The organism is Cardiobacterium valvarum, assembly GCF_900460955.1.
Classification (GTDB): Bacteria; Pseudomonadota; Gammaproteobacteria; order Cardiobacteriales; family Cardiobacteriaceae; genus Cardiobacterium; species Cardiobacterium valvarum.
In genome coordinates this window covers 663,336-684,487 of sequence record NZ_UFUW01000001.1, presented here as the reverse complement: position 1 = coordinate 684,487, position 21,152 = coordinate 663,336, and the positions used below count along the sequence as shown (strand labels likewise).

The 21,152-nt window shown below is 60.2% G+C and carries 17 protein-coding genes and 2 tRNA genes; 2 read left to right on the top strand and 17 right to left on the bottom strand.

Features of this window, described 5'->3' with window-relative positions; translation table 11 throughout:
- Positions 1-49 precede the first annotated feature (49 nt).
- The 5 genes from DY250_RS03280 to DY250_RS03260 all read right to left on the bottom strand — a co-directional run bounded on the left by DY250_RS03280 (position 50) and on the right by DY250_RS03260 (position 3,614).
- Positions 50-805, bottom strand: a complete 756-nt coding sequence (locus DY250_RS03280; RefSeq protein WP_115610901.1) for an alpha/beta fold hydrolase — start codon at positions 803-805, stop codon at positions 50-52.
- A complete protein-coding gene (locus DY250_RS03275) occupies positions 802-2,502 on the bottom strand; it encodes an NAD-binding protein (RefSeq protein ID WP_115610900.1) in 1,701 nt (566 codons plus the stop codon). Before DY250_RS03275 ends, DY250_RS03280 begins: the two co-directional genes overlap by 4 nt.
- Before the next feature lie 6 nt (positions 2,503-2,508).
- On the bottom strand, positions 2,509-2,880 hold the full coding sequence (locus DY250_RS03270; RefSeq protein ID WP_040389256.1) for a DUF6394 family protein: 372 nt from the start codon (positions 2,878-2,880) through the stop codon (positions 2,509-2,511).
- A 149-nt stretch (positions 2,881-3,029) separates the two neighbouring features.
- A tRNA-Ile gene (locus DY250_RS03265) sits at positions 3,030-3,106 on the bottom strand.
- Between the two features lie 73 nt (positions 3,107-3,179).
- Positions 3,180-3,614: a PepSY domain-containing protein gene (locus DY250_RS03260; RefSeq protein WP_245951009.1), complete on the bottom strand. Its 435-nt coding sequence runs from the start codon at positions 3,612-3,614 to the stop codon at positions 3,180-3,182.
- Positions 3,615-3,809: 195 nt separating this feature from the next.
- On the opposite strand from DY250_RS03260, the gene DY250_RS03255 reads away from it, so the two are divergent.
- Positions 3,810-4,466 carry an ABC transporter ATP-binding protein gene (locus tag DY250_RS03255; RefSeq protein WP_115610899.1) on the top strand — a complete coding sequence of 219 codons (657 nt, stop codon included), beginning with the start codon at positions 3,810-3,812 and terminating at the stop codon, positions 4,464-4,466.
- Positions 4,467-4,588: 122 nt separating this feature from the next.
- Here DY250_RS03255 and DY250_RS03250 read toward each other — a convergent pair whose 3' ends face one another.
- Complete coding sequence (locus DY250_RS03250; RefSeq protein ID WP_115610898.1) at positions 4,589-4,894, bottom strand: hypothetical protein; 306 nt, start codon at positions 4,892-4,894, stop codon at positions 4,589-4,591.
- Between the two features lie 437 nt (positions 4,895-5,331).
- Between DY250_RS03250 and truB the strand changes: the two genes are divergently transcribed.
- Complete coding sequence (gene truB, locus DY250_RS03245; protein WP_115610897.1) at positions 5,332-6,237, top strand: tRNA pseudouridine(55) synthase TruB; 906 nt, start codon at positions 5,332-5,334, stop codon at positions 6,235-6,237.
- A 901-nt stretch (positions 6,238-7,138) separates the two neighbouring features.
- Here the strand turns inward: truB and DY250_RS03240 are convergent.
- The 11 genes from DY250_RS03240 to DY250_RS03195 all read right to left on the bottom strand — a co-directional run bounded on the left by DY250_RS03240 (position 7,139) and on the right by DY250_RS03195 (position 21,151).
- Positions 7,139-7,792, bottom strand: coding sequence for a phosphoesterase (locus DY250_RS03240; protein WP_115610896.1), 654 nt, complete (start codon positions 7,790-7,792; stop codon positions 7,139-7,141).
- A gap of 53 nt (positions 7,793-7,845) precedes the next feature.
- The gene (locus DY250_RS03235; RefSeq protein ID WP_115610895.1) at positions 7,846-9,333 is read right to left on the bottom strand and encodes an RNA ligase; all 1,488 of its coding nucleotides are present in this window, start codon (positions 9,331-9,333) and stop codon (positions 7,846-7,848) included.
- A 36-nt stretch (positions 9,334-9,369) separates the two neighbouring features.
- The gene (locus DY250_RS03230) at positions 9,370-10,044 is read right to left on the bottom strand and encodes a hypothetical protein (RefSeq protein WP_115610894.1); all 675 of its coding nucleotides are present in this window, start codon (positions 10,042-10,044) and stop codon (positions 9,370-9,372) included.
- A gap of 665 nt (positions 10,045-10,709) precedes the next feature.
- Positions 10,710-11,180 (bottom strand): DIP1984 family protein, encoded by a 471-nt coding sequence (locus DY250_RS03225; protein WP_004143370.1) that lies wholly within the window; start codon positions 11,178-11,180, stop codon positions 10,710-10,712.
- Between the two features lie 15 nt (positions 11,181-11,195).
- Complete coding sequence (locus DY250_RS03220; protein ID WP_115610893.1) at positions 11,196-11,612, bottom strand: type II toxin-antitoxin system VapC family toxin; 417 nt, start codon at positions 11,610-11,612, stop codon at positions 11,196-11,198.
- Positions 11,613-11,870: a toxin-antitoxin system antitoxin subunit gene (locus DY250_RS03215; RefSeq protein WP_115610892.1), complete on the bottom strand. Its 258-nt coding sequence runs from the start codon at positions 11,868-11,870 to the stop codon at positions 11,613-11,615.
- Between the two features lie 108 nt (positions 11,871-11,978).
- Positions 11,979-13,568 carry a vWA domain-containing protein gene (locus DY250_RS03210; RefSeq protein ID WP_115610891.1) on the bottom strand — a complete coding sequence of 530 codons (1,590 nt, stop codon included), beginning with the start codon at positions 13,566-13,568 and terminating at the stop codon, positions 11,979-11,981.
- 579 nt (positions 13,569-14,147) lie between these two features.
- Positions 14,148-14,260: transfer RNA gene (locus DY250_RS13890), tRNA-OTHER, on the bottom strand.
- A gap of 456 nt (positions 14,261-14,716) precedes the next feature.
- A complete protein-coding gene (locus DY250_RS03205) occupies positions 14,717-18,901 on the bottom strand; it encodes a translocation/assembly module TamB domain-containing protein (RefSeq protein WP_115610890.1) in 4,185 nt (1,394 codons plus the stop codon).
- A 197-nt stretch (positions 18,902-19,098) separates the two neighbouring features.
- Entirely contained in the window at positions 19,099-20,529 is a 1,431-nt protein-coding gene (glgA, locus tag DY250_RS03200) for a glycogen synthase GlgA (protein ID WP_115610889.1), read from the bottom strand.
- Between the two features lie 103 nt (positions 20,530-20,632).
- Positions 20,633-21,151: a YfbM family protein gene (locus DY250_RS03195; protein ID WP_115610888.1), complete on the bottom strand. Its 519-nt coding sequence runs from the start codon at positions 21,149-21,151 to the stop codon at positions 20,633-20,635.
- Between the last annotated feature and the right edge of the window lies 1 nt (position 21,152).

Below are 21,152 nucleotides of genomic sequence, written 5' to 3'. Positions count from 1 at the left end.
GTGCCCGTTTTCCGGCATGACGCCCGCCAAATGGAGCCTGCGCGCGGTTTTAGCCATCGCTGTGCTTGGCGCTTCGGCTGTAAAAACGGCGCAGTTCTTCGGCAAAAGCCGGAGCACGCCAAGTGTTGCTGGCGGTGATATGTGCGGCATGCGGGATGATCCACAAATCGGCATCGGGGATGGTGTGATACATCTCGCAGGCGTCCGTCAGCGGGGCAATGGGGTCGCGGTCACCGGTGATGATGAGGACGGGACAGGTGATGGCGGCAAGGTCGTGCAGGCGGTGCGCATGTTCGCTGCCGGTGGCGTGCAGGGCGTCGCCGACGCGGGCAATGACTTGTTTCCACGCGTCCGCACCGCCTTGCGGGCTGTGCAGTTTTGATAACCAGGCGGCGAGTCCGAAGTTTTCCCAGTAGCCGGGGTCGGCCATGCTGTGTACTTGTGCGTGGATGTCGGTATTGCTGCGGTAGCTGATGCGGTAGAGGGCGAGGCGTTTGACGCGTTCGGGGTGTTTCAGGGTCAGCCACAGGGCGACGGCGCCCCCCATGCTGGAGCCGCAGAAATTGGCTTCGCGGATGCCTTCGGCGTCAAGCATTTCCAGCACGGCATCGGCCATCAGGCTGATGGTGAGGCGTTCGCTGTCGAGCGGGCTTTTGCCGTGCCCGGGCAGGTCGGGAACGAGGACGCGGTAACGCTGTGCGAGGGTGGGGATTTGCGGCTGCCATTCTTCGCCGGCCATGCCGCCGCTGTGCAGGAGGACGGCGGCTTGCGAGGCTTCGTGGCCGTAGGTTTGGTAGTAGATCATGGATCGAGTTTTTTCAGCAGGTAGTTCATGAGGTGGGAAATGGGTTTGTCACGGCCGTGAGTGGCGTAGTAGAGCTCGTGTTCATCACGTGCGGCACGCTGCATCCGCCAGCCGATTTCTTCGCGGTGGTAGAGGATCAGCACCTGGTCGCCCGCTTGCAGCGAGGTGGCGGCGTTAGGCAGGACGAGTTCCTGCTGGTTGCGTAGCAGTAGCAGTGGGATGGCGTCGTTAGCGGTCTGCGGGTCGTTCGGCAGCATCCACAGGCTTTGCAGGCGCAGCAGGTGGCCACTCTGCATTTCATTCATGATGGCGGGCGCGCGCTGCGCATCAACTTTGAGGACGAAGTGATGCGGGTTGTGTTCGCCGGTGAGCAGGGTAATGCGTTGCAAGAGGCGCTGGCCCCAAGTGTCGTCCTGATGCCAGAGGACTTTCATGAAGCGGCTGAGCAGGGACTGGGCGATGCGCGGGAAGACTTCGCTGACGATAAGGTCGGCTTCGGCCATGACGCGGTCAAAGCCAGCAACGGCAAAGAGGCGCTGGTCGGCGCTGTGGTTCTGTTTGCCGACAACGAAGAGCGAGGGGTGCATGGCTTTGGCAGTGACGGCGATGGAAAGGTTGTCCGAGTCCGATTTGTAGGCAGCGACGATGGCCTGGGCGCGGTCGATACGCGCTTCACGCAGGGTGACGGCTTCGGTGCCGAGGCCGCGCACTTGCCCCGGTGCACTTGGCAGGCCGGGGTCAATCATGGTGCAGTCCACTCCTTCGTAATCGAGGAAGCGTTTCAGGGTTTTGCCGAGGGCGTCGTTGCCGCAGATGATCCAGCGTCCGCCGGGCGGCTGTGGCGGCGGTTCATGGCGCTCACCAGGGCGGCCTTGCAGGCGGGCGACGAGTTCGGCGATTGCCGGGCGGCGCAGCGCGGTGATGAGGCGCAAGGCAAAAATCTGGTTGGTATTGATGACGGCGTCGGTGTTGAAGGATTTGGCGTTGGCGCTGCCGGCTCGGGTGTAGGTGCGGCAGATAATCTGGAAACGCGTCTGATCGGTGGTGAGTAAGCGGGCGGCCAGCGCCACCTTGATGTTCACCGCTTCAGAATCGGTGATGGCGATGACGGCGCGGCAGTAAGGCGACTGAATCCCCGATTTGAGCAGGAGTTCGACGCTGAACGCGTCGCCATTGATGGCAAGCACGCTGTGCATCACGGGATCAAGCGCCATGCGACTGATGCGCACGGGATCTTTATCAATGACGATGCACTGGTAACCGGCATTCAGCAGCAGATGGACAAGGCGCTGCCCCGCTTCGCCAAAACCGCAGACGATACAGAAACGGCGCCGCTGCTTCGCCACCTGGCGGGCAAAACGGCTCTCGCTGAGGGCGTGCTGGAAGGTCGGGTCCTGCAACAGCGCGATGACTTTACCGATGGCATAGAACCACGCCGGTACGGTGTAATAAATGCTGAGAGCCACCCACATCCGCTGCCACTCGGAAAACGGTAGCGGCAGCTCGCCATAGCCGATGGTGGTCGCGGTGTAGCTGACCCAGTAAAACGCCTGAAAAAGAGTGAGGTATGAAGGTTCGCCCTCGCTATTCATCGTCGGAATCAGGGTGATACCGAGCATGGCGACGGCGTAGGCGATGAGCAGAATCAGCGCCGGGCGGCGCATCTGCCGCAGAATGAGATAAACGACTTCATTCATTGCGCGTCAGCGGCGCAGGGTGGCAGCTTCGATGACGACCAGCACCACCGAGACAATATTGGCAATGAGCGCGCCGGCAGTGAAAGAGACGATAGTCGCCATCGTGCTGGATTCAAGCAACGAGACGGAAAACGTCCAGGCACAGACGGCGCAGAAAAGCTGGACATCGGCGACGAGGCTGGCAGCGAGCATGAACGAGCCGAGATGCGAGCGGTCACCAAATTTCATGATGGTGCAGACCAGGCTGATGATAAAAGCAAAGAACAGTTCGAGCTTGTCGTGATGCTCAGGATTGGCGACATCGCCATAGACGAACCCGAAATTGAGGGTCAGCGCCAAAAGGACGAAAAAGCCGAACCAGACACGTTCACTGCGCATGATGACTCCGTAATCAAAAGAAAAGCGGCGGTATTCTAGCAGCGACGGGCAGGAGAATTAGCAAAGGGACGGCAACTGCCGCATAACACCTTGAACAGGCAATAAAAAAGCCGTTTGCGGAAACAAACGGCTTTTATTGGAAGCAATATTGGTAGGCCCGGAGGGACTTGAACCCCCGACCAAGCGATTATGAGTCGCCTGCTCTAACCGACTGAGCTACAGGCCCGAAAAGAGGCGCGAATCATACGGGATTTACTGCCCGTTGTGAATGGGGTACGCCACTTTTATCCCGCACAGCATTAGTCATCATCGTCACGGTCAAGATAATAACCGTCGCCGTGGCCATGTTTGCCGTAATAACCGTAATAACCGTGTGGATCATAATTGCTATCGGGATAAACCCGTACATTGTCATCGGTATGAGGATAGACATCGCCATTATCATCCGGATATACCTCGATATCATCATTGTTATACCTGTCTATTATCTGGCCGGTTTTAGCATCCACATAAACCTCATAATCGCGACCACCTTTGCGGATTTCGACTTCATAATAACCGCGACCGTCGCGGCGCTCATAATCCACATCCACCACACGCCCCTGCACGACCGAATTGGCGATGAGTGCCGCCTCTTCTGCGCTGATGCGATGTTTCTTGGCCAGTGCCGCCGGACTGGTCATGGCCAGTGCCGTTGTGGCAAACGCTGCCAGCAGCCATTGTTTTTTCAGCATAATACGCTCCGGTTGTTGAAGTGCGGGCATTGTAGCGCCGGGCAGATGAGCGGGGGCAGACGATAAAATGAAAAGCTGCTCATCATTGGGGCGTGATATATACTCGCCGCCCCTATCTCTCATTCCATCTTTCATCTCTATTTATATTACGGTCGCTACACCCTCCCCTTTCCCCTTATATCAAGGAATCCTGCCATGTCATCACAACCAGTCATCCAGACCGTCCACCTCTACAAACGCTTTGGCGACATCATCGCGCTGGACGACGTCAACATCACTGTCGCGCGCGGCGAATTTGTCGCCATCATGGGCTCAAGCGGATCGGGCAAAACCACCCTGATGAACATCCTTACCTGCCTTGATACCCCTAGCGAGGGACAGGTTCTTCTGAACGGCACTGACGCCGCCGTACTCGACGAAGAAGCCCGCCGCACTTTCCGCGCCCGCACCATCGGCCTCGTCTTCCAGCAATTCCACCTCCTGCCCTACCTCACCGCCTGCGAAAACGTCATGCTGGCGCAGTATTACCACAGCGTGACCGACAAGGCAGCGGCGCTGGCCGCGCTCGAACGCGTCGGCCTTGGCCACCGCAGCAGCCACCTGCCAAAACAGCTCTCCGGCGGAGAACAGCAACGCGTCTGCATCGCCCGCGCACTCATCAACGAACCGGAAATCCTCTTTGCCGACGAGCCAACCGGCAACCTCGACGCCGAAAACGAGCGCATCGTCCTCAATATCTTCGCTGAACTGCACGCACAGGGGCGCACCATCGTGATGGTGACGCACAACCCCGACCTTGGCCAACAGACCGACCGCATTATTCAGCTGCAACACGGAAAAATCATCGAATAACACCGAATAACGGCAAAAGCAGGCATTGGCCTGCTTTTTTGCGCTGGTGTTTTGTCATAAAAATCCCTTCCCCAACGAGGCAGGTTCTTTGGTAAGAAGAGCTGTCAAGCGGAGCCACGCCACTATAAAAAACTGCCCCGGAGGGCTGTTGTGTCGCTGCCGTTTATAAGCTCGGAGTCAATATAGCCTTTCTCACCACCGTTGAACATGGTGGCGCAGTCGGGCGTGTTCAGCGGGGCGTTTTGGCGGAAACATTCCGGCAAGTCGGGGTTGGCGAGGAAGCTGCTGCCAAAGACGACCAACTTGGCAATGCCGCGTTGCGGCTCGGCTTCTGCCGTGTCGCAGGTGTAGGCGGTGCCGGCAATCAGCGTTTGTACGATGCTGACGGCAATGGCGACGCTGCAAAACAACGCGCTGGAGCAGATCAATCACAACAGCTTCACGCTGATTTGAGACCCTGCGGGTCGTGCCATTCTTTTCTGGACGGGCTGAACCCCGCCTAGCATCATCTTCGCCCGACGATGCCGGATGCCCCGTGAAAAAATCCTTGCACCGCCGCATCCGCGTGGGGCGTAAACACTGACTCCGCCAAGCGGCGTAAACGCTGGTTTCGTAGGGTGAAGTTCAACTTACCGAGCAGGCGCAGCCTGCCACCTTGCGGCCGGTAATCGGGAAAGAGGGTGTTTCGCTCCATGTTTTTGCCATCGGTTGGTGGCGGAATTTGGCCTGAACGAAGATAGACTATCCCGGACGGTTACCTATGGCTCCGGCCTATCCCGCCACAGGGCGGGATTTTTGGTGCCTAGCGGCAGCCACGGTAATCATCCCGCTTGACGATCCATCCCAACCACAACAACGACAATCTATGGCACGCAAAAAAATCCACGGCGTCCTCCTGCTCGACAAACCCGTCGGCATCAGCAGCAACAGCGCCCTGCAACAAGCCCGCTGGCTCTACCAGGCCGAAAAAGCCGGGCACGGCGGCACCCTCGACCCCTTCGCCAGCGGCCTCCTGCCTGTCCTCTTCGGCGAAGCGGCGAAGTTTGGCCGCTACTACCTTGACGGCGACAAAACCTACGAAGCCACCCTTGCCTTCGGTCACGAGACGGACAGCGGCGACCTTACCGGCACGCCTACCCGCCATGCGCCCGTGCCCAATCTTGACTGCGTGGACTGGGCTGCCCTTTGCGCCCGCTTCAGCGGCACGCAACAACAAACCCCGCCCGCCTACTCCGCGCTGAAAATCGACGGCAAACGCGCTTACAATCTCGCCCGACGCGGCGAAACCCCAGAACTCGCCGCCCGCCCCATCACCATCCACGAACTGCACTACCTCGGCCCCGCCCCCGCCGTAGCGGATAGCGCCCGTTTCCGGGTGCGGTGCAGCAAAGGCACCTATATTCGCAGCCTGCTGCAAGACCTCGCTGCCGCCCTGGACAGCGCCGGACACACCGCCGCCCTGCGCCGCATCGCCGTCGCCGACCACCACGACATGACCCCGCTCGCGACCCTGCGCGACTGGCAGGAAAGCGGCGACGAAGCCGCCATGCAACACATCCTGCTGCCGCTGGATACCTGCACTGCCCACCTGCCGCGTCTCGACATCCCCGCCGCCAAACAGCGCTTCATCCGTAACGGCAACGACATCGCCTGCGCCAACGCCGGCGGCGAATACGCCCTCTATGCCGACGGCACCTTCATCGGCGTCGGCCTCGGCAAAGACGGGCGCATCTATCCCGTGCGCCTCTGCGCCCTGCCGTCCACGGAATAAAACGTTTTCAGCCTGCCAAGCGGAATAAACACAGGGTTCGTAGGCAGCCGTCAAGCGGAATAGACACTGGGCTTACGGACTGCCGCCAAGCGGGATAAACCCTGGGTTCGTGGGCAACCGCCAAGGGAGAAATCCTGGTTTTGTATTCCCCCCTTCCGGCCTTCGGCCACCTTCCCCCGCAAGCGGGGGAAGGGATTTTTTCGTGCAATGTTCGGACTTGGGAGCGCGCCAAGCAGGATAAACGCTGGGCTCGTAGCCGGGCCGTCAAGCGGGATAAATGCTGGGCTCGTGGCGAGCCGCCAAGCGGGATAAATGCTGGGCTCGTGGGCAGCCGCCAAGCGGGATAAACGCTGGGCTCGTGGCAAGCCGCCAAACGGGATAAACACTGGGCTTACGGACTGCCGCCAAGCGGGATAAACACTGGGTTCGTGGGCAACCGCCAAGGGGAGAAATCCTGGTTTTGTATTCCCCCCTTCCGGCCTTCGGCCACCTTCCCCCGCAAGCGGGGAAAGGGATTTTTTCGTGCAATGTTCGGACTTGGGAGCGCGCCAAGCAGGATAAACGCTGGGCTCGTGGGCAACCGCCAAGGGGAGAAATCCTGGTTTTGTATTCCCCCCTTCCGGCCTTCGGCCACCTTCCCCCGCAAGCGGGGGAAGGGATTTTTTCGTGCAATGTTCGGACTTGGGAGCGCGCCAAGCAGGATAAACGCTGGGCTCGTAGCCGGGCCGTCAAGCGGGATAAATGCTGGGCTCGTGGCGAGCCGCCAAGCGGGATAAATGCTGGGCTCGTGGCGAGCCGCCAAGCGGGATAAATGCTGGGCTCGTGGGCAGCCGCCAAGCGGGATAAACGCTGGGGTCGTGGCAAGCCGTCAAGCGGGATAAATCCTGGTCTCGCGGCCTTTTCACCCGTTCAGACGGCGCAGGGCGGCGGCGATTTGTGTGCGGGCGTCGTTTGTGTCTGCCGGGCGGAGGGTGTTTTGCCCGTCGTGGTGGACGAGGGCCGGCAGGTCGCGCAGGTAGGTTTCGATGTCGTGCGCTTTGAGCAGGCGGCCATGCAGGTCGTAGCCGACGTTGAGCAGACGGCCGGGCAGCGGCGCGAGGCGGTCGTGCACGTGGCCGTAGAGGTGGTAGCGGCCTTTGCCGCAGCCGTCCCATTCTTGGATCGGGTAATGGAAAAGCACCAGAGGCTGGCTGCAACCGTCGCATACCACCTGGCGGTAGTTTTTGATGGAGGCGAGCAGCGGCCTGCCATCGGCTTTCGTGGTATGGAGGAAGTAGTCGCGGTTTTTGGCGATGACTTCGTCGTGGTTGCCGAGGATGAGGTGGTGCTCGCCGTTGAGCTGATGCAGGACGCGGGCGATGCTGGCGGCGTCACGGGCGAAGGAGATGTCGCCGAGGTTATAGACGGTGTCTTCCGGCGCAACAGTCGCGTTCCATTGGGCAATCAGCGCCGCATCCATTTCTTTGATGGAGGCATAGGAACGGAACTGCGGGCAGAATTTCATGATGTTTTTGTGCGAGAAGTGCAGGTCGGAGGTGAAGTAGGTCGTAGGCATGGTTTTTCCGGGGTTTTGAGCTGATTTGCGGCAAGGGATTTGCTGCGCAGGGTTCAGATGCTGTTGCGCAGGTATTCCTGGATGTAGGCTATTTTTTCTAATTCGGTCATCGCCTTGAAGGTCTCGCGGTTTTCTTTGAGGTGGTCAATGAGCGAGTAGTATTCTTCGTCCACGTGTTTTTTATCCAGTTTGTGGTTGAGGTTTTTGTCGTTGCTGCGTCCCAGGAATTTGGAGATGAGGTAATACGGCGATTTGAGTTTAAAGAGCATTTCTTTGTTTTCGCCGTCAAAGACCATATAGCCTTCGTGTTCGACGGTTTTCAGTTTTTCTTTGAGTTCGCCGAAGGTCAGGTTTTCTAAAAGCGGCGGGCGGTGCAGCGGGTTGGCGTGCGTCGCGTTGTAAGCGGCAGCGATGTCGTTCAGTTCGCGTTCGCTGTATTGGCGGCCGGTCGCCACGTCGATGAGGCCGATCAGGGTTTCGCCCAGTCTTTCTTTGATGATGTGCACGTCGTCGGCGTCGGTGATTTCAAAGAGGAAGGTGTGGTTGGGGTAGGCGCGGAAGAGGTCTTCGTATGGTTGGCAATGCGCGCGCGTCAGGTCGGCAAAGCGGCTGTCCAGCGAGCCGGTGGTGGAGTAGAGCACTTGGTGGTTGTGGTTTGCCGCGTCGTCCGCGCGCGCAACGTAGGTGCAGCAGCCGAGAAAGCCGTTGATTTTCTGCACGGCTTCGACCGGGTGGTCGTCGACAAGGTGCAGCGGGTAACGGCTGTTTTCGGCGGTGCGCTCGCTGTAATTGAAGACTTTTTTGAAAGGGCGGACGATGATGTTGTCGTCGTCATCCAGGATGATGCCGCGCATTTCCAGCAGGGCGTCGTCGAAGCGGTTTTCGTAGAAGACGCTGCGCGCGTATTTGAGGACGCGCAGGGCGGGGTAGCGCGCGGATTTTTTCGCGATGTAGTCGCGGTGGCCGCCGCGCAGGTAAGCGGCGGTGATGTAGGTGTGGCGGGCCGTGTCGTATTCGGGTTTGCGGCTTTGGTGCGCTTCTATTTCGGCGATGAGGGCGGCGGTGGCAGCATCCATCGGTTTTGTCGGCGGCACGTCTTCTTCGTCGCGCAGGCGGTTGTGGTTCAGACGGACGTAGGCGGCGAGCACTTCGGCTTCGCGCACGCCGTGCTGGTTCGGATAGAAGTTGTGCAGGCGGTAGATTTTTTCGGCGAATTTGTGTTTGCGCGCGAGTCGCAGCAGGTGGATGCAGGCGGCGGATTTTTGGTTGGTGTTGGAGTTGATGATGAGGATGTGTTCGTGCGGGTTGGCGCGGCCGCGTTCGCAGGCTTTCTGCATCATGGCGAGGCCTTGTCGTTGTGCGGCGTCCACTGCTTTGCCGGAGAAGCGGTATTCGCCGTTTTCGTCGGTCATGAGCAGGTCGTTTTCGATGTGGACGATGTGCGCGTCCGGGTATTGTTTTTGGAAGGCGGCGATTTGTGCGTGGGCGAAGGTGGTTTTGCCCGATCCTTGGTGGCCGCGCAGGAGGATGAATTTTTGCATGGGGTTTCCTTTTGTCATGTTGGTGCTTTTTGTTGGTCAGTACGTTGCCGAGGCGATGATGCCGGTGTAGCGGCCGTTATGCGGGCTGTACACCGTCCAGAAGTGAGCGCCCCACCATTCTTTGCCGGCATCGAAGTAGTCGCTGCAAGCGGTGTCCCAGGCGTAGGCTTCGATGTCGTGCAGGGTGCCGAACAGCAGGGTGCAGAAGTCGAGGAAGTATTGGCCACTCTCGCGGATGCTGCGCCCGAAGGTGGCCGGATAGGGTGGCTCCAGGAAGGCGTGGCAGAAGGCGGGGGTGTTTTCCCGCAGGATGACGGCGTTGTCCGGGGTGATGGCGGCGTCGTGGCGGTAGTAGCGGTTTTCTTGCGCGCGGATGAGCAGGCGTTGCTGCGCCGGTTCGTATGTCGGCCCCCAAAAGGCGGCAGCGTTGATGCGTCTGCCATGTTGTTCTGCCAACGGGAAATGTTGCCGATAGGCGTCGGGCAGGGTGTCCGCCCCGGCACGGGCGGCGAGTCGCCGTCGTTCTGCGCTGCGGACGGTGATGACGCTGTGCAGGGTGTATGCCGCTGCGCGCAGGTGTTGCTGATGACTTGGTGTGCCGTCGGCACTGGTGCAGGTTCTGATATCCAAAACGCCGCCGCAGCGATGGTAGTCGCGGATAGCGGCGGCGATGGCAGGGTTTTCTTCGGCACTGAGGCAGGCGGTTTTCATAGCTGTGGTGGGGTTGTTCGGGCGGTGTTTTTTGCCGCTTGGCGGACTGGATTTATTGGGTTGAAGACGCGCCAAGCGGCGTAGATGCCGGTTTTTGTTGTTTTTCGATGGTTTTTGTCAACCATCGGGGTTTGAAAGTTCGTCCTGCGGACGAATGCCCTCTCCCCAGCCCTCCCCCACGGGGGAGGGGACATTGCGCTGCGCGCAAGGTCGGGTTTTATCCCGCTTGGTGGAAGTTGTCATTTATTTGGCGGGCTGAAGCCCGCCCTACAAGAATGCAGGTTTTGTCCCGCATGGCGGGTTTATGCGGCGTAACGGTTTCCCGCGCCACCCTCCCTCGTTATTTCAAGCCGATATCTGGTTGTATGGGTTCGTTGTGTGGGTTGCTGTTGCGCTGTTGGATGAGCGATGTTGGGCGGTCGTTGTTCGGTTTAACGGTAGCCCGCTACCAGCTCCAATTGCTTTTAAGGGTTTGACATCCACATCTTGAAGTAACTACTGAAACGGTTATGCCGCTTGGGTTTTATGGTCCTTTTTGCTGCATGGCGTAAGGGTTATGAGGAAGTATTTTCCATCCCCCATCCTTTCGCCGCTTGCCCGCCAAAACGCTTGCGTGGTTGTGGGCGCGGCCACGGGGAAGGGCCTCAATGCCATGATTTTATGCCTTAGCCAGCCTCCTCTTCCGCAATGTCGTTTTCCCAGTTTGCCTGCTGGATTTGGATGTCCAGTTCGCGGCAGCGTTTGGCGACGTTGTCCGCCTCAACCCGCAGGGCACGGATGTCCACGGCGGCGAGGGTGCGGATTTCGCTGCGGCTGTAGCGGGACTGGTCGGCCATGGCAGCGTCGGCGACTTTGCCGAGCATGGCGTGTTCGGCTTTCAAGCGGTCGCGCTCGGCCAGCGCCGCCAGCATGGTGGTGCCGTCGGCGAGGGTCACGTTGTGGTTGGCGCGGTTGATGGCAACAATAAGACGGGTCAGCGCCGCCGCACTGCGGCGGTAGTCGGTGAGCAGGTCCTGCGGGTCTTCGGCAGGCGCTTCGCCTTCCTGGTATTGGGCGTTTTGTTGCAGGCGGGCGCCGAGTTGCGCCAGTTTGCGTTGCAGGTCGGCGCGTTCGATAAGGGCTTGGGCAAGTTTCATGGTTGTTGTTCCTTTTTATTCAAATGGGTTTTCCAGCATCAGCGGTAATCCTTGGAAATCTCGCACGTTACGGGTAACAAGGGTCAGGTTATGCGCGATAGCGGTTGCCGCGATATAGGCGTCGTTTATTGGCCGTTTAGCGGGGATGTGTAATTGTGCGCATATGAGCGCGACTTCTGTATCAACTGACAATGTCCTGGTACGGTAGGCAGGCAAGAGGCGGTTGGTGAACCAGTTATCGAGCGATGCCGCCTGCGCTTGGTCTTTGCGGGCAAGGGACAGGATGCCCGTGCGTATTTCGGTGATGCTGACGACGCTGACTTTGGTCTGCATCAGGTTAATGCTGTATGCCCAACGCTGTACTTGCGGGTGTATTTTTCCTGAATCGAGCTTTTTCAATTCGGAAATGATGTTGGTGTCGAGCAGATACATTTAGTCAAACTCTATGGTGCGGGGTAATGATTTGTCACGCTCAAATTCGATTTCTATTTCTGCGGCGGGATGGTAGCCGCCAAGGGCTTCCGCGATGGTGAGTGTTTCCGGTTCTGCCGGTTCGGTTTGCCGGGCGATAAAGCTGCGCATGTAATTGCGCAGGAGTTCGGCGGCATCAAGGTGTTGACGGGCAGCGGCACGGTTAAAGGCTTGTTGCAGGGCGTCGTCGACGCTGAATGTGTAGTGGCTTTGGTGCATGGTGTTTTCCTTTTTCCGGTGATGTCCGGCTACTTTATGTTGTCCCGCTTGCCTGGGCAATGCGTTATCGCATCCCCTTCCCCCGCAAGCGGAGGAAGGGATTGGGCGTTATGCCGCTTCGCGCAGCAGTTCGATGGCTTCAATGCTGCGCACCCAGTGGTCGTCGCCGCTGTTCTGCGTCGCGAAGTCGCCGAGCAGGGTGAAGACGTGGTCGCTGAAGCCGCCGATGTTGAGGATGTCCGCGCGGTTTTTCGCGGGCGTCGTCACATATGGCTGGATGTCGATGCAGACGAGTTTGGCCTGCGGGCAGCGTCGTTTCAGGGTATCCCATTCGGCAAGCAGGGCGCTTTTGTGGCCGTGCGCCTGATCCGCCCACGATTCGTTGTCCGAGACGATGATGACCATGTCAACGCGCGCTTTTTCGCGATTGAGCAGGCGTAGCGGCGCGCTGCACGCGGTGCCGCCCCCGCCGATGTCCGCCAGTTTTTCGGCGTTGGTCATGATGCTGTCGCGCGGGTTGAGGCGCACGTTCACCGTGACCATTTCGAACGGGATGACGCGCGCCTGCGGGTTATGGCGCAGCACGGCGGCGCTGATGAGCGCGGCGACGTCGATACAGCGGGTTTTGCTGGTTGCACCTGCGCGATAGCCGGTAACGGGGCTTTGCATCGAGCCGGAGACGTCCGGGCAGACGACGATGTTGCCCGGTAGCTGCGGCACGTTCTGCACCGCGATTTCCATCGCATCCTGCAAGGCGTCGCGGATGGCACCCGGTATGGCATCACCGGCGGCCTGCCAGGTGGTCAGCAGTTGGTACGGCATGGCGCGGGCACGGGCGATGGCAGCCGGGTCGCGCAGTTTGGCGGCGACGCTGCGGATGTATCTGTCTTTGTTGTGTTTGTCTTTATCAAAAACGCCGTGGCGCGCGAAGGTGTTGAGATTCTGCCGCACTTGCTGCCATGAGCCGTTCTTCGCGATTTGCGCCCAGGCATCGCCGTCCAGGTTGAGCGCGGTCAGCATCTGGAAGGGGACAGGCGGCAGCGCGCCACGCGGTTTGCTTTTGTTGCGTTTGTAGGTTTCAAAGGCGGCGGTCAAAGGCGGCAGGGCGGCGTATTCGTACGGCTTGCCGATGAGCCAGGCGAACCAGGCGGCGCGCCATGCTTCGCGCGGCTGCGGGTGCACCATTTTCACTACGTCCGCCAGCGACGGGTTGTTGCCGATGGCGGCATTAAGCAGTTGCGTTTCCGTCGCGGTGTTCAGCCAGTGCTGAATGAGTTTTTTCGGACGGGTACCGAAGGATTTGCGCCCTACTACGCCGCTGCGCACGATTTGCGCGAAGTTGCGCAGCATTTTGCCGCTGTCCACGACGCGGTCAAACACCGCCGCACACAGCGCTACGTCGCGCGCCGCCAGCACCGCCAACAGCAGCGCGGGCATGTCTTTCATGTAGCCGCGTTCGCGGGCGTAAATCGCGGTCTTGGCGAGAAATTCCGGGGAAACCTGCCGGGCGAGTTCGAGCACTTGCGTCAGTTGGGTTTCCGCGCTTGCGTAGTAGGTGCTGTTCAGGCAGCCGGTAGCGGCAAGCTGCGCCAGTTGTTGTGCCGGGGTTTGCGTGTAGGCGCGGCCGCCCGCTTCGTTGTAGGTGTCGGTGGCAGTCTGTTTTTGTTTGCGCGATGGGAACAGTTTGAAATTAGCCATGATTTTTGTCCTTCTTATATGAATTTGTGATGGCGACAAGTCGTGGCAGGACGTCATTTTCGAGATGTAATCCTGCCGGCATTCGCCAGATGCGCCGTGCTGCACGGCAGCGTGATGCGGCGGGTTGCCCGGATGCCCACAACGGACATCCGGCAAACAAAACGGCTATGCAACCCGCCAGGCCACAGCGGCGCAACGCAGAGCGGACAACAAGAGTGAAGAAACAGACGGTCGTGTTCTACCGCTAAACTACCCTGCCATCGTGCAGCAGGGGCGAGATTCGAACCCGCGCCACGACCCGGGAATGCTGTAATTCCTTCGGCATTTGTCCGCTCTGCGCTACACCGCGCGACGCAGCGCAGGACAGTCAACGAGGGGTGAAGAAATCGTTACGTGCTCTACCTCTGAGCTACCCTGCCATTGATGGCGGCAGGGGCGGGATTCGAACCCGCGACCACGAGCGTTGGAGGCTGTAATTCCTTCGGCATTTGACTGCCCTGCGCTACGCCGTAAGGGCATAGCGCCGCGCCGACGAGGTTGCGGGAAACGCTCCATGTTCTATCCAACTGAACTACCCGTTGGCGGGCCAACGGGGCGGGACTCGAACCCGCGACCTTGTTTTTCTGTAGTTTCCCGCGCATTCGGCGCGTACAGATAACGAGGGGTGAAGAAACCCTTTCCGCGCGGCTACCCTTTCGCCTCGGCATCCGGAGACACCGGCGGGACTCGAACCCGCTCTCACGGAACCCTTGATGTAGTTCCTTCGGCATTTATCTGCACTTACCCTATTGCCGAAAATGTGCCAACTCGCGAAAGGCAGCAAAAAACTTTCACAACACACTGATAATAAAGAGAGAAATTGAAGAACATGTGGCAAGAGATTTATCCAGGAATCGTAAGAAAACTATCCAGATAAATCGTTATCTAGAAAATAAGATAGCTATCTTGCGCGAGCCTGCCCTGCCCGCTTGGCAGTGTTCTTGCAAAGGACGCAGAAAGCAGGCGGCGCTTGCCCGGTGGGCTAAAGTCCATCCTACGCGCGAGCCCAGATTTATCCCGCTTGGCGCCCTGCCCTTCCCACAAACCCAGTGTTTGTCCCGCTTGGCGGCTGCTCACGAGCCCAGCGTCTATCCCGCTTGGCGGCCTGTTCAGTCTTTTTCGAATTCGTAGAGGAAGTCGATGGCGTTGCCGCCGCTTTTGCTGCCCGCGCCGGCGCTGCCCTCCACGCTGAAACGTTTGTTGATCTGGTAGCGGGCGATAAATTCGGTCACGCCGGTGAAGAAGTTGCTTTTCATGCCGACGTAGATATCCGAGGTGAGGTATTTGCCCGCTTTGAGCCCGCTGACACCGAGGTCGAATACGTCCAGCCCCGTTTGTTTGCCGATGCTGCCGCCGGGCAGGACGCCGCCCAGCGACAGGCCGGCGGCGGTTTGCAGCAGCGCTTCGTTGTCCATGGTGCCATCCGGTGATTTGCCGAAGAGGAGGTAGGAGAGGATGGCGGAGTCCGGCATTTTCGGGGTGGAGGTGAGTTTCAGGCGCAGGCGGTCTGCGGCGCCGGTCACGGAGGCGCCGACCTGGATATCTTTGTTGTCAATGTTGCGCAGGGCGAGGACGTCGATGGTGGGGTTGGCGATGCTGCCGCCGCTGTAGGTGGCGCGGCCATGTTTGATGTCAAGTTCCTGGCCGTAGAGTTGGTAGATACCGCTCGCGACTTCAATGGTGCCTTTGGCGGTGAGCGGGCGTTTCGGGCGCTCGATGATGGTGATGCCGCCTTTGAGGCGGATGTTCACGTCTTTGTTTTTGAAGTAAACCTTGTCCCCCAGGGTAACGGCGATGTCAGCTTTGAAGGGCACGGGGGGCGGTGCCGCCAGGCGCTTTTTTGCGGCTTCTTCTTTGCTTTCGCCTTCGCCGAGGACGACCACGTCTTTGGAGATGTCCACGCCGCCGCTGGTGTCGGGGATGGAGATGTTGGCTTTGGGGACGTGGATTTTGCCTTGTACGTCGATGCCGTCTGCGGGGTCGATGCGGATTTTGAAGTCCGGGCTGATGGTGATTTGCATTTTTTTGCTGTTCGCAATCAGCATGTTGTGTCCGTTCAGGCGCAGGTCAAGGCGGGTGGGGGCAAGGTTGAGGGTGCCTGTGGTATCGAGGTTGCCGTCCGGGGTGCCGATGTTGCCGTTGATGTCGATTTGTCCGCTGCGCGCAGCGCTGAGTTTGAGGCGGATGTTGTTGAGTTCGGTGGCGTATTCGGGGATTTTCAGGCTGCCGCCTTCGAGTTGCAGGCTGCCGCTCGCGACCGGGGCGCTGACGGTGCCGCCGAGATTGAGGGTGCCGTTGATGCGGCCTTTGAGTTCGCTCGCTTTGGGGATGAAGTTGCGGTATTTGCCGATGTCGGGCAGGTTGAGGCTGATGTCGCCGCTCAGGTTTTGCCGGCGGTAATCGCTGATGCGGGCGTGGCCGTTGATGTGGCCGTTGTCGCCCATGTCGATGGTGAGGGTGCTCTCGGCCTGTTTGTCGGTGAAGCGGGTGGCAAGACGCGCGGTTTTGAGCGGCAGGTTGAGCGGCGGTTGGCCTTTGGCGCGGATGGTGATGTTGCCAGGTTTGAGTTGCAGGTCGGCATCGCCCCGGATTTGGCCGCTGGCGCTGCGGGTGAGGTTGCCGTTGCCGGTGAGGACGGTGTTGAGCGAGACGCTATCCGGCAGGTGTTTGCCGAGGCTTTTCGGGTTGATTTCGCGGATGCGGTAGGCGAGTTCGGTTTGTTTGTCGTGTTTGAGGTCGAGGCAGAGGCTGCTGTATTGGTCGGCGAGGCAGAGGTCGCGCACGGCGAGGTTTTTCGCGCCGAGTTCCAGGGCGGCGCGGTGTTGCAGGCGCAGGGTGTTGTCGTAGGCGGCGAGTTCGAGGGTGCTGAGGTCGCCGCGCCATTGATCGGCGGCGCTGAAGCCGCCCTGCATGGCGAGTTTGAGGTTGGCTTCGCCACCGGTGGTCGCGAGGTTGAGGCGGTGGTTTTGGTAGGTGCCGTCGGTGGTGAGCTGGATGTTCTGCCAGCGCTGGCCGCCCGTTTGCACGCCGCCGAGCTGGATGCGGTTGTGGTAGGCGCCGTTTTTTTGGTGCGCGGTGTTGATGTCGGCTTGCAGGCTGGCGATTTTGTGCACGCCCCAGGCAAGGTTTTGTCCGCTGAGTTGGCTTTGGATGGCGGGGTTCGCGAGTTTGCCGCTGAGTTTGCCTTTGCCGCGCAAATTGCCGCCAAGGCCGGGGTAGAGGGCGGCGAGTTGTTTGCCGTCGGCGCTGTAGTTGAGGTCGAGGTCGCTGCCGTGCAGTTTGCCGCTGGCGGTGAGTTGGTTGTCGCCGAGGCGCAGGTCGAGGGTGTCCAGGTCGAGGTTTTGGCCGTCGAGTTTGATGGCGGCGTTGCCACTGAGCGGCTGTTTGCGCCAGTTGCCGCGCAGTTTGTTGATGCTGGCGGTGAGGGTGGTTTTGTTGTCGCGGTAGCCGCCTTTGCTCGCGAGTTCGGCGCTCAGGCTGCTGTTTTGCAGGGTTTTGAGCAGCGGCCAGTCGCCGGGGTGCAGGTTTTCGGCGGTGGCGCGGGCATCCCAGGCAACGTGCGGCAGGTAGTCGCTGCTGCCGGTGAGGTGGATTTTGCCTTGCAGGCTGCGGATGTCGAAGTCGATGTTCTCGACGCGGTGCAGCGGGTCGAGGGTGGCGGTGCCTTTAAGGGTGAGCGGCGGATAGTGTCTGCCGCGCGCGTCGCCGTTCACGGTTACGGCGAGGCGGTTAAACGGGCCTTCGGCGTGGGCGCTGCCTTGTTTTGAGTAGGTGATGGGGTTTTGTTTGTCGCCAACGGTGAGGTTGCGCCAGTTGAGGTCGCCGTTGATGGTCGGGGCGAGCAGGTTGCCGCCGAGGTGGACGCGCGCCTGGATGTCGCCAGCCACAATGGGGACGAGTCGTTCGAGGGCGGGCACGGTGAGGTTGAGGTCGAGGTCGGCGCGCTCCGGTGCGGCGCTGCCGTTGGCACGGACGCTGTTGCCGGCGAGGGCGAGTTGCAGGTCGCGCGCGGTGAGGGTGTTGCCGTCGTAGTCGAGGCTGCCGCTGCCGCTGACGGGGTGGTTTTGCCAGCGCCCTTTGAGGCTTTCGATGGTGAGGGCGGCGTGGCCGTCGCCGCCGTGGGTGCGGATGTCGCCGTCGAGTTGCAGGTCAAGGGCGGTGTTGTGTTTTTTGCTGTCGATGTCACGGATGGTGAGAGTGCCGTGCCATGCGGGACTGCCGCTGAAATCGGCGTCGCCGCTGTATTCGGCGCGGCCACCGAGGGCGGCGAGGTTGAGGCGGGTGTTTTTCAGGGCAGCGCCGTGGATGTCGGTATTGAGGGTGAGGTGGGCCGGTGGGGTGCCGGGGTGACTGTAGTCAGCGTCGAGGGTGGCGCTGAGGGTATCGAAGGTGCCGTTGAGGTCGAGGCTGCCGTGGCTGCGGTGTTCTTCGTAAGCGAGGTTGTGCCAGGCGAGGGTGCTGTGCAGGCGGCGCGCTTCAAGGTCGATGTTGCCGTCGAAGTCAATGCTGCCGCTTGCCATGCCGCCAAGGGCGAGGCTGAGTCGGGGTTTGAGCAGGCTTTGTTGCCAGTCGAGGGTGAGGGTTTGCGGCGGGGTGGTGAGCGGGGTGTCGCCACTGAGTTTGAGGGTGATCGGGTAGTCGTCGCGGGTGGTGAGGCTGGCGTCAAGGTCGAAGCTGCCTTTGTCGGTGTGGGCGTTGCCGCGTGTAGTGAGGGTGCTGTCGCGGTAGGCGGCAGCGAGGTCGGCGCTTTCGATGTGCAGGATGGGTTTTTGTTGTTGGTTCAGGGTGATGTTGGCGAGGCGGAGTTGGTCGATATTGAGGTCAACGGGCAGGTCAATAGCAGGCAGTTGGGCGGGGATGGTCGCGGGTTCGCCGGTGCTGGCGGGTTTGGGGGCGTCGCTGGCAGGCGGCAGGGTGATGGTGGCGTCGCTCAGGGCGACTTCTGCCAGATGGATGTTGCCGTGCAGCAGTTCGCTTGCGCGCAGGTCGAGGTACAGTTCGGCGGCGCGGATGTCGAGGCCGCCGCCGCTGAGGTGCAGGTTCTGCCAGCGCTGGCTGCCGAGCAGGGCGCCGTCAAGCTGGTCGTAGGTGAGGGTGTAGGGGGTGAGGTGGTTGATGAGCTTGGGCAGTTGGCGGTAACCGCTGGCGATACCCAGCAGCCAGTAGGCGAGCGCAAGTATAAGCAGGAGGAGGGTGATGAGGGTCAGCAGGATGCGCTTGACAAGGCGGCGCCAACGGCGGGGACGGCGCGGAGCGGAGACGGGGGCTTGGTCGGCAGTGGTCGGGGTGGTCATGGGAGGCTGGGTTCGTGTGGGTTATGTATGGGCCGGAGATTGGGAATAGTCTATCAGGCTTCGCGCAGGTCCATACCGGCAGGCGGGGCACAGTTACACGGTCAGGTTATTTTTGGATGGATCTTTGCACACGATAAAAAGCCCCTCGCGCGGGGCGAGGGGCTTGGGTTTGTGGAGCGGCTATGCTATTCGCCGCTTCACAAGGTGCCATAGAGCGCGTCGTAGGCATTGGCGGCTTTATGCCAGCCGAAATCGGCCTGCATCGCGTTGTGCTGAATGCCCGCCCATTGTCCGGTGTTCTGCCAGGTCTCCAGCATCCGTCCGGCGGCGCCGAGCAGGGCGTCCGCAGTCGGCTGGTGGAAGACGAAGCCGGTCGCACTGTGGCTGGCAACGCTGTCTTCGTTGCTATCAACGACGGTATCGGCGAGGCCGCCTGTGGCGCGTACCAGCGGCAATGTGCCATATTTGAGGCCGTAGAGTTGGGTGAGGCCGCAGGGTTCGAAGCGGCTCGGCACAAGGATGACGTCGCCACCCGCGATCATTTGGTGCGAGAGGGCTTCGTTATAGGTAATGCGCACGCCGACTTTGTCCGGATGACGCCCGGCGAGGTCGCGGAAGGCGGCTTCGAGGTCGGGCGCGCCGGTGCCGAGGATGGCAAGTTGTAGTGGCCGTGAGAGCAGACTTTCGGCGGCGCCGAGGAGGATGTCCGCACCTTTTTGTTCGGTGAGGCGGGTGATCATCACGAGTAGCGGCACACTGTCATCTGTCGGCAGATTGAAGGTTTGTTGCAGGGTGTGTTTGTTGGTGCGTTTGCCCTGCATGTAATCCATGGTGTAGGGCTTATCAATATGCGGGTCGGTGCCGGGGTTCCAGGTGGTATCGTCCACGCCGTTCAGGATGCCGGTAAGCCGTCCTTGTGCGGCACGTTCGCCGAGCAGGCCATGCAGGCCATAGCCGTGTTCAGGCACGGTGATTTCGCGCGCGTAGGTCGGGCTGACGGTCGTGATGTGGTCGGCGTAGTAGAGGCCTGCTTTGAGGTAGGACATTTGCCCGTAGAATTCGAAGCCGTAGGGACCGTACATGTTTTGCGGCAGGCCCAGCTCAATCATGTGACGGCTGTTGAAAATGCCCGCATAGGCGAGGTTGTGGATGGTGAAGACGGTTTTGACCGGCACTTCCCAAGCGGCGAGGTAGGCGGGCGCGAGGCCGGCCTGCCAGTCGTGGCAGTGCAGGACGTCTGGGCGCCACCAGCTATCGGCTCCGGCGGCGAGCGAGGCGCCGACCCAGCCGAGGAGGCCGAAGCGCAGGTAGTTGTCGCCGTAGTCGGCGTAGTGCTGGTCGTGGTAGGGGTTGCCCGGCCGCTGGTAGAGGTGCGGGCAGTCTATGAGGTAGATGCCGACGCCGTTGTAGTTGGTATGACGCAGTTCGATATCGCCCGCGAAGGTGTGGTAGTAGCCAACATGGCCGGTTTCGCCGATTTTTTCCGCAACTTGCGGATAGAGCGGCAAAACGACGCGCACGTCTTGTCCCGCAGCATGTTGGGCAAAAGGCAGGGCGCCCAAAACATCGGCCAGGCCGCCGGTTTTGATGAGCGGGTAGAGTTCTGAACATACGTGCAGGATTTTCATGGTGGGTTCCTCTTGTCAGGTGGTTCTGGTTGGTAGGTTAGTGGTTGGGTTTGTATTGTCTTGCCGGGTTGGTCCTTTCGCGTGGTTCTCCCGCTTGGCGGGGCTATTGGTCAACGGTAAAGATGACGTGGCGATTTGCTGCCGCTGCGCGTTGGTAGAAGTCGCGGACGTTTCGAAACCAGTCCCAGACATAGTCGCAGTCATCTTCACTCAGGGGGTAGCCGTATGCTTTCTCGTCGAGAGCAAAATAGCGGCGGCGGAGGGTTTCTTCGTCTATGGTCATCAGGGCTTGGGCGATGTCCTGTACTTGTGCCGGTGTTTTCAGGCTGATGATGTAGGTGTCGTCTTCGCCCCTACCGATAAGGATTTCACCGCCTATCACGGTGTGGTTGAGCGGGTATTCGCCATTTTGGTATTCCAGTCGCCCATCAGTCAGAAGGCGGTGCATGGCGTCCCAGGCTTTGCCGCTTTCTGCGCTGTGTTCCCCGCCTTCTTCGCCGAGGTAACGCGCTTCGAGGTTAGCGAGGTAGTTTTGTAGTGCCTCTTCGTCGTGCAAGTCTGTTTGGCGCAGTTCGGCCATGTCGTCGGCATTGAGTGCGAAATGTACACCTAAGCAGCTCATG

Bases quoted from the DNA above. Each gene is read 5' to 3' on its own strand.
- DY250_RS03205 (WP_115610890.1), bottom strand. From the start codon at position 18,901: ATGACCACCCCGACCACTGCCGACCAAGCCCCCGTCTCCGCTCCGCGC.
- DY250_RS03220 (WP_115610893.1), bottom strand. From the start codon at position 11,612: ATGTATCTGCTCGACACCAACATCATTTCCGAATTGAAAAAGCTCGAT.
- glgA (WP_115610889.1), bottom strand. From the start codon at position 20,529: ATGAAAATCCTGCACGTATGTTCAGAACTCTACCCGCTCATCAAAACC.
- DY250_RS03275 (WP_115610900.1), bottom strand. From the start codon at position 2,502: ATGAATGAAGTCGTTTATCTCATTCTGCGGCAGATGCGCCGCCCGGCG.
- DY250_RS03270 (WP_040389256.1), bottom strand. From the start codon at position 2,880: ATGCGCAGTGAACGTGTCTGGTTCGGCTTTTTCGTCCTTTTGGCGCTG.
- DY250_RS03215 (WP_115610892.1), bottom strand. From the start codon at position 11,870: ATGCACCAAAGCCACTACACATTCAGCGTCGACGACGCCCTGCAACAA.
- DY250_RS03255 (WP_115610899.1), top strand. From the start codon at position 3,810: ATGTCATCACAACCAGTCATCCAGACCGTCCACCTCTACAAACGCTTT.
- DY250_RS03280 (WP_115610901.1), bottom strand. From the start codon at position 805: ATGATCTACTACCAAACCTACGGCCACGAAGCCTCGCAAGCCGCCGTC.
- DY250_RS03210 (WP_115610891.1), bottom strand. From the start codon at position 13,568: ATGGCTAATTTCAAACTGTTCCCATCGCGCAAACAAAAACAGACTGCC.
- DY250_RS03260 (WP_245951009.1), bottom strand. From the start codon at position 3,614: ATGCTGAAAAAACAATGGCTGCTGGCAGCGTTTGCCACAACGGCACTG.
- DY250_RS03230 (WP_115610894.1), bottom strand. From the start codon at position 10,044: ATGAAAACCGCCTGCCTCAGTGCCGAAGAAAACCCTGCCATCGCCGCC.
- DY250_RS03240 (WP_115610896.1), bottom strand. From the start codon at position 7,792: ATGCCTACGACCTACTTCACCTCCGACCTGCACTTCTCGCACAAAAAC.
- DY250_RS03235 (WP_115610895.1), bottom strand. From the start codon at position 9,333: ATGCAAAAATTCATCCTCCTGCGCGGCCACCAAGGATCGGGCAAAACC.
- DY250_RS03195 (WP_115610888.1), bottom strand. From the start codon at position 21,151: ATGAGCTGCTTAGGTGTACATTTCGCACTCAATGCCGACGACATGGCC.
- DY250_RS03225 (WP_004143370.1), bottom strand. From the start codon at position 11,180: ATGAAACTTGCCCAAGCCCTTATCGAACGCGCCGACCTGCAACGCAAA.
- truB (WP_115610897.1), top strand. From the start codon at position 5,332: ATGGCACGCAAAAAAATCCACGGCGTCCTCCTGCTCGACAAACCCGTC.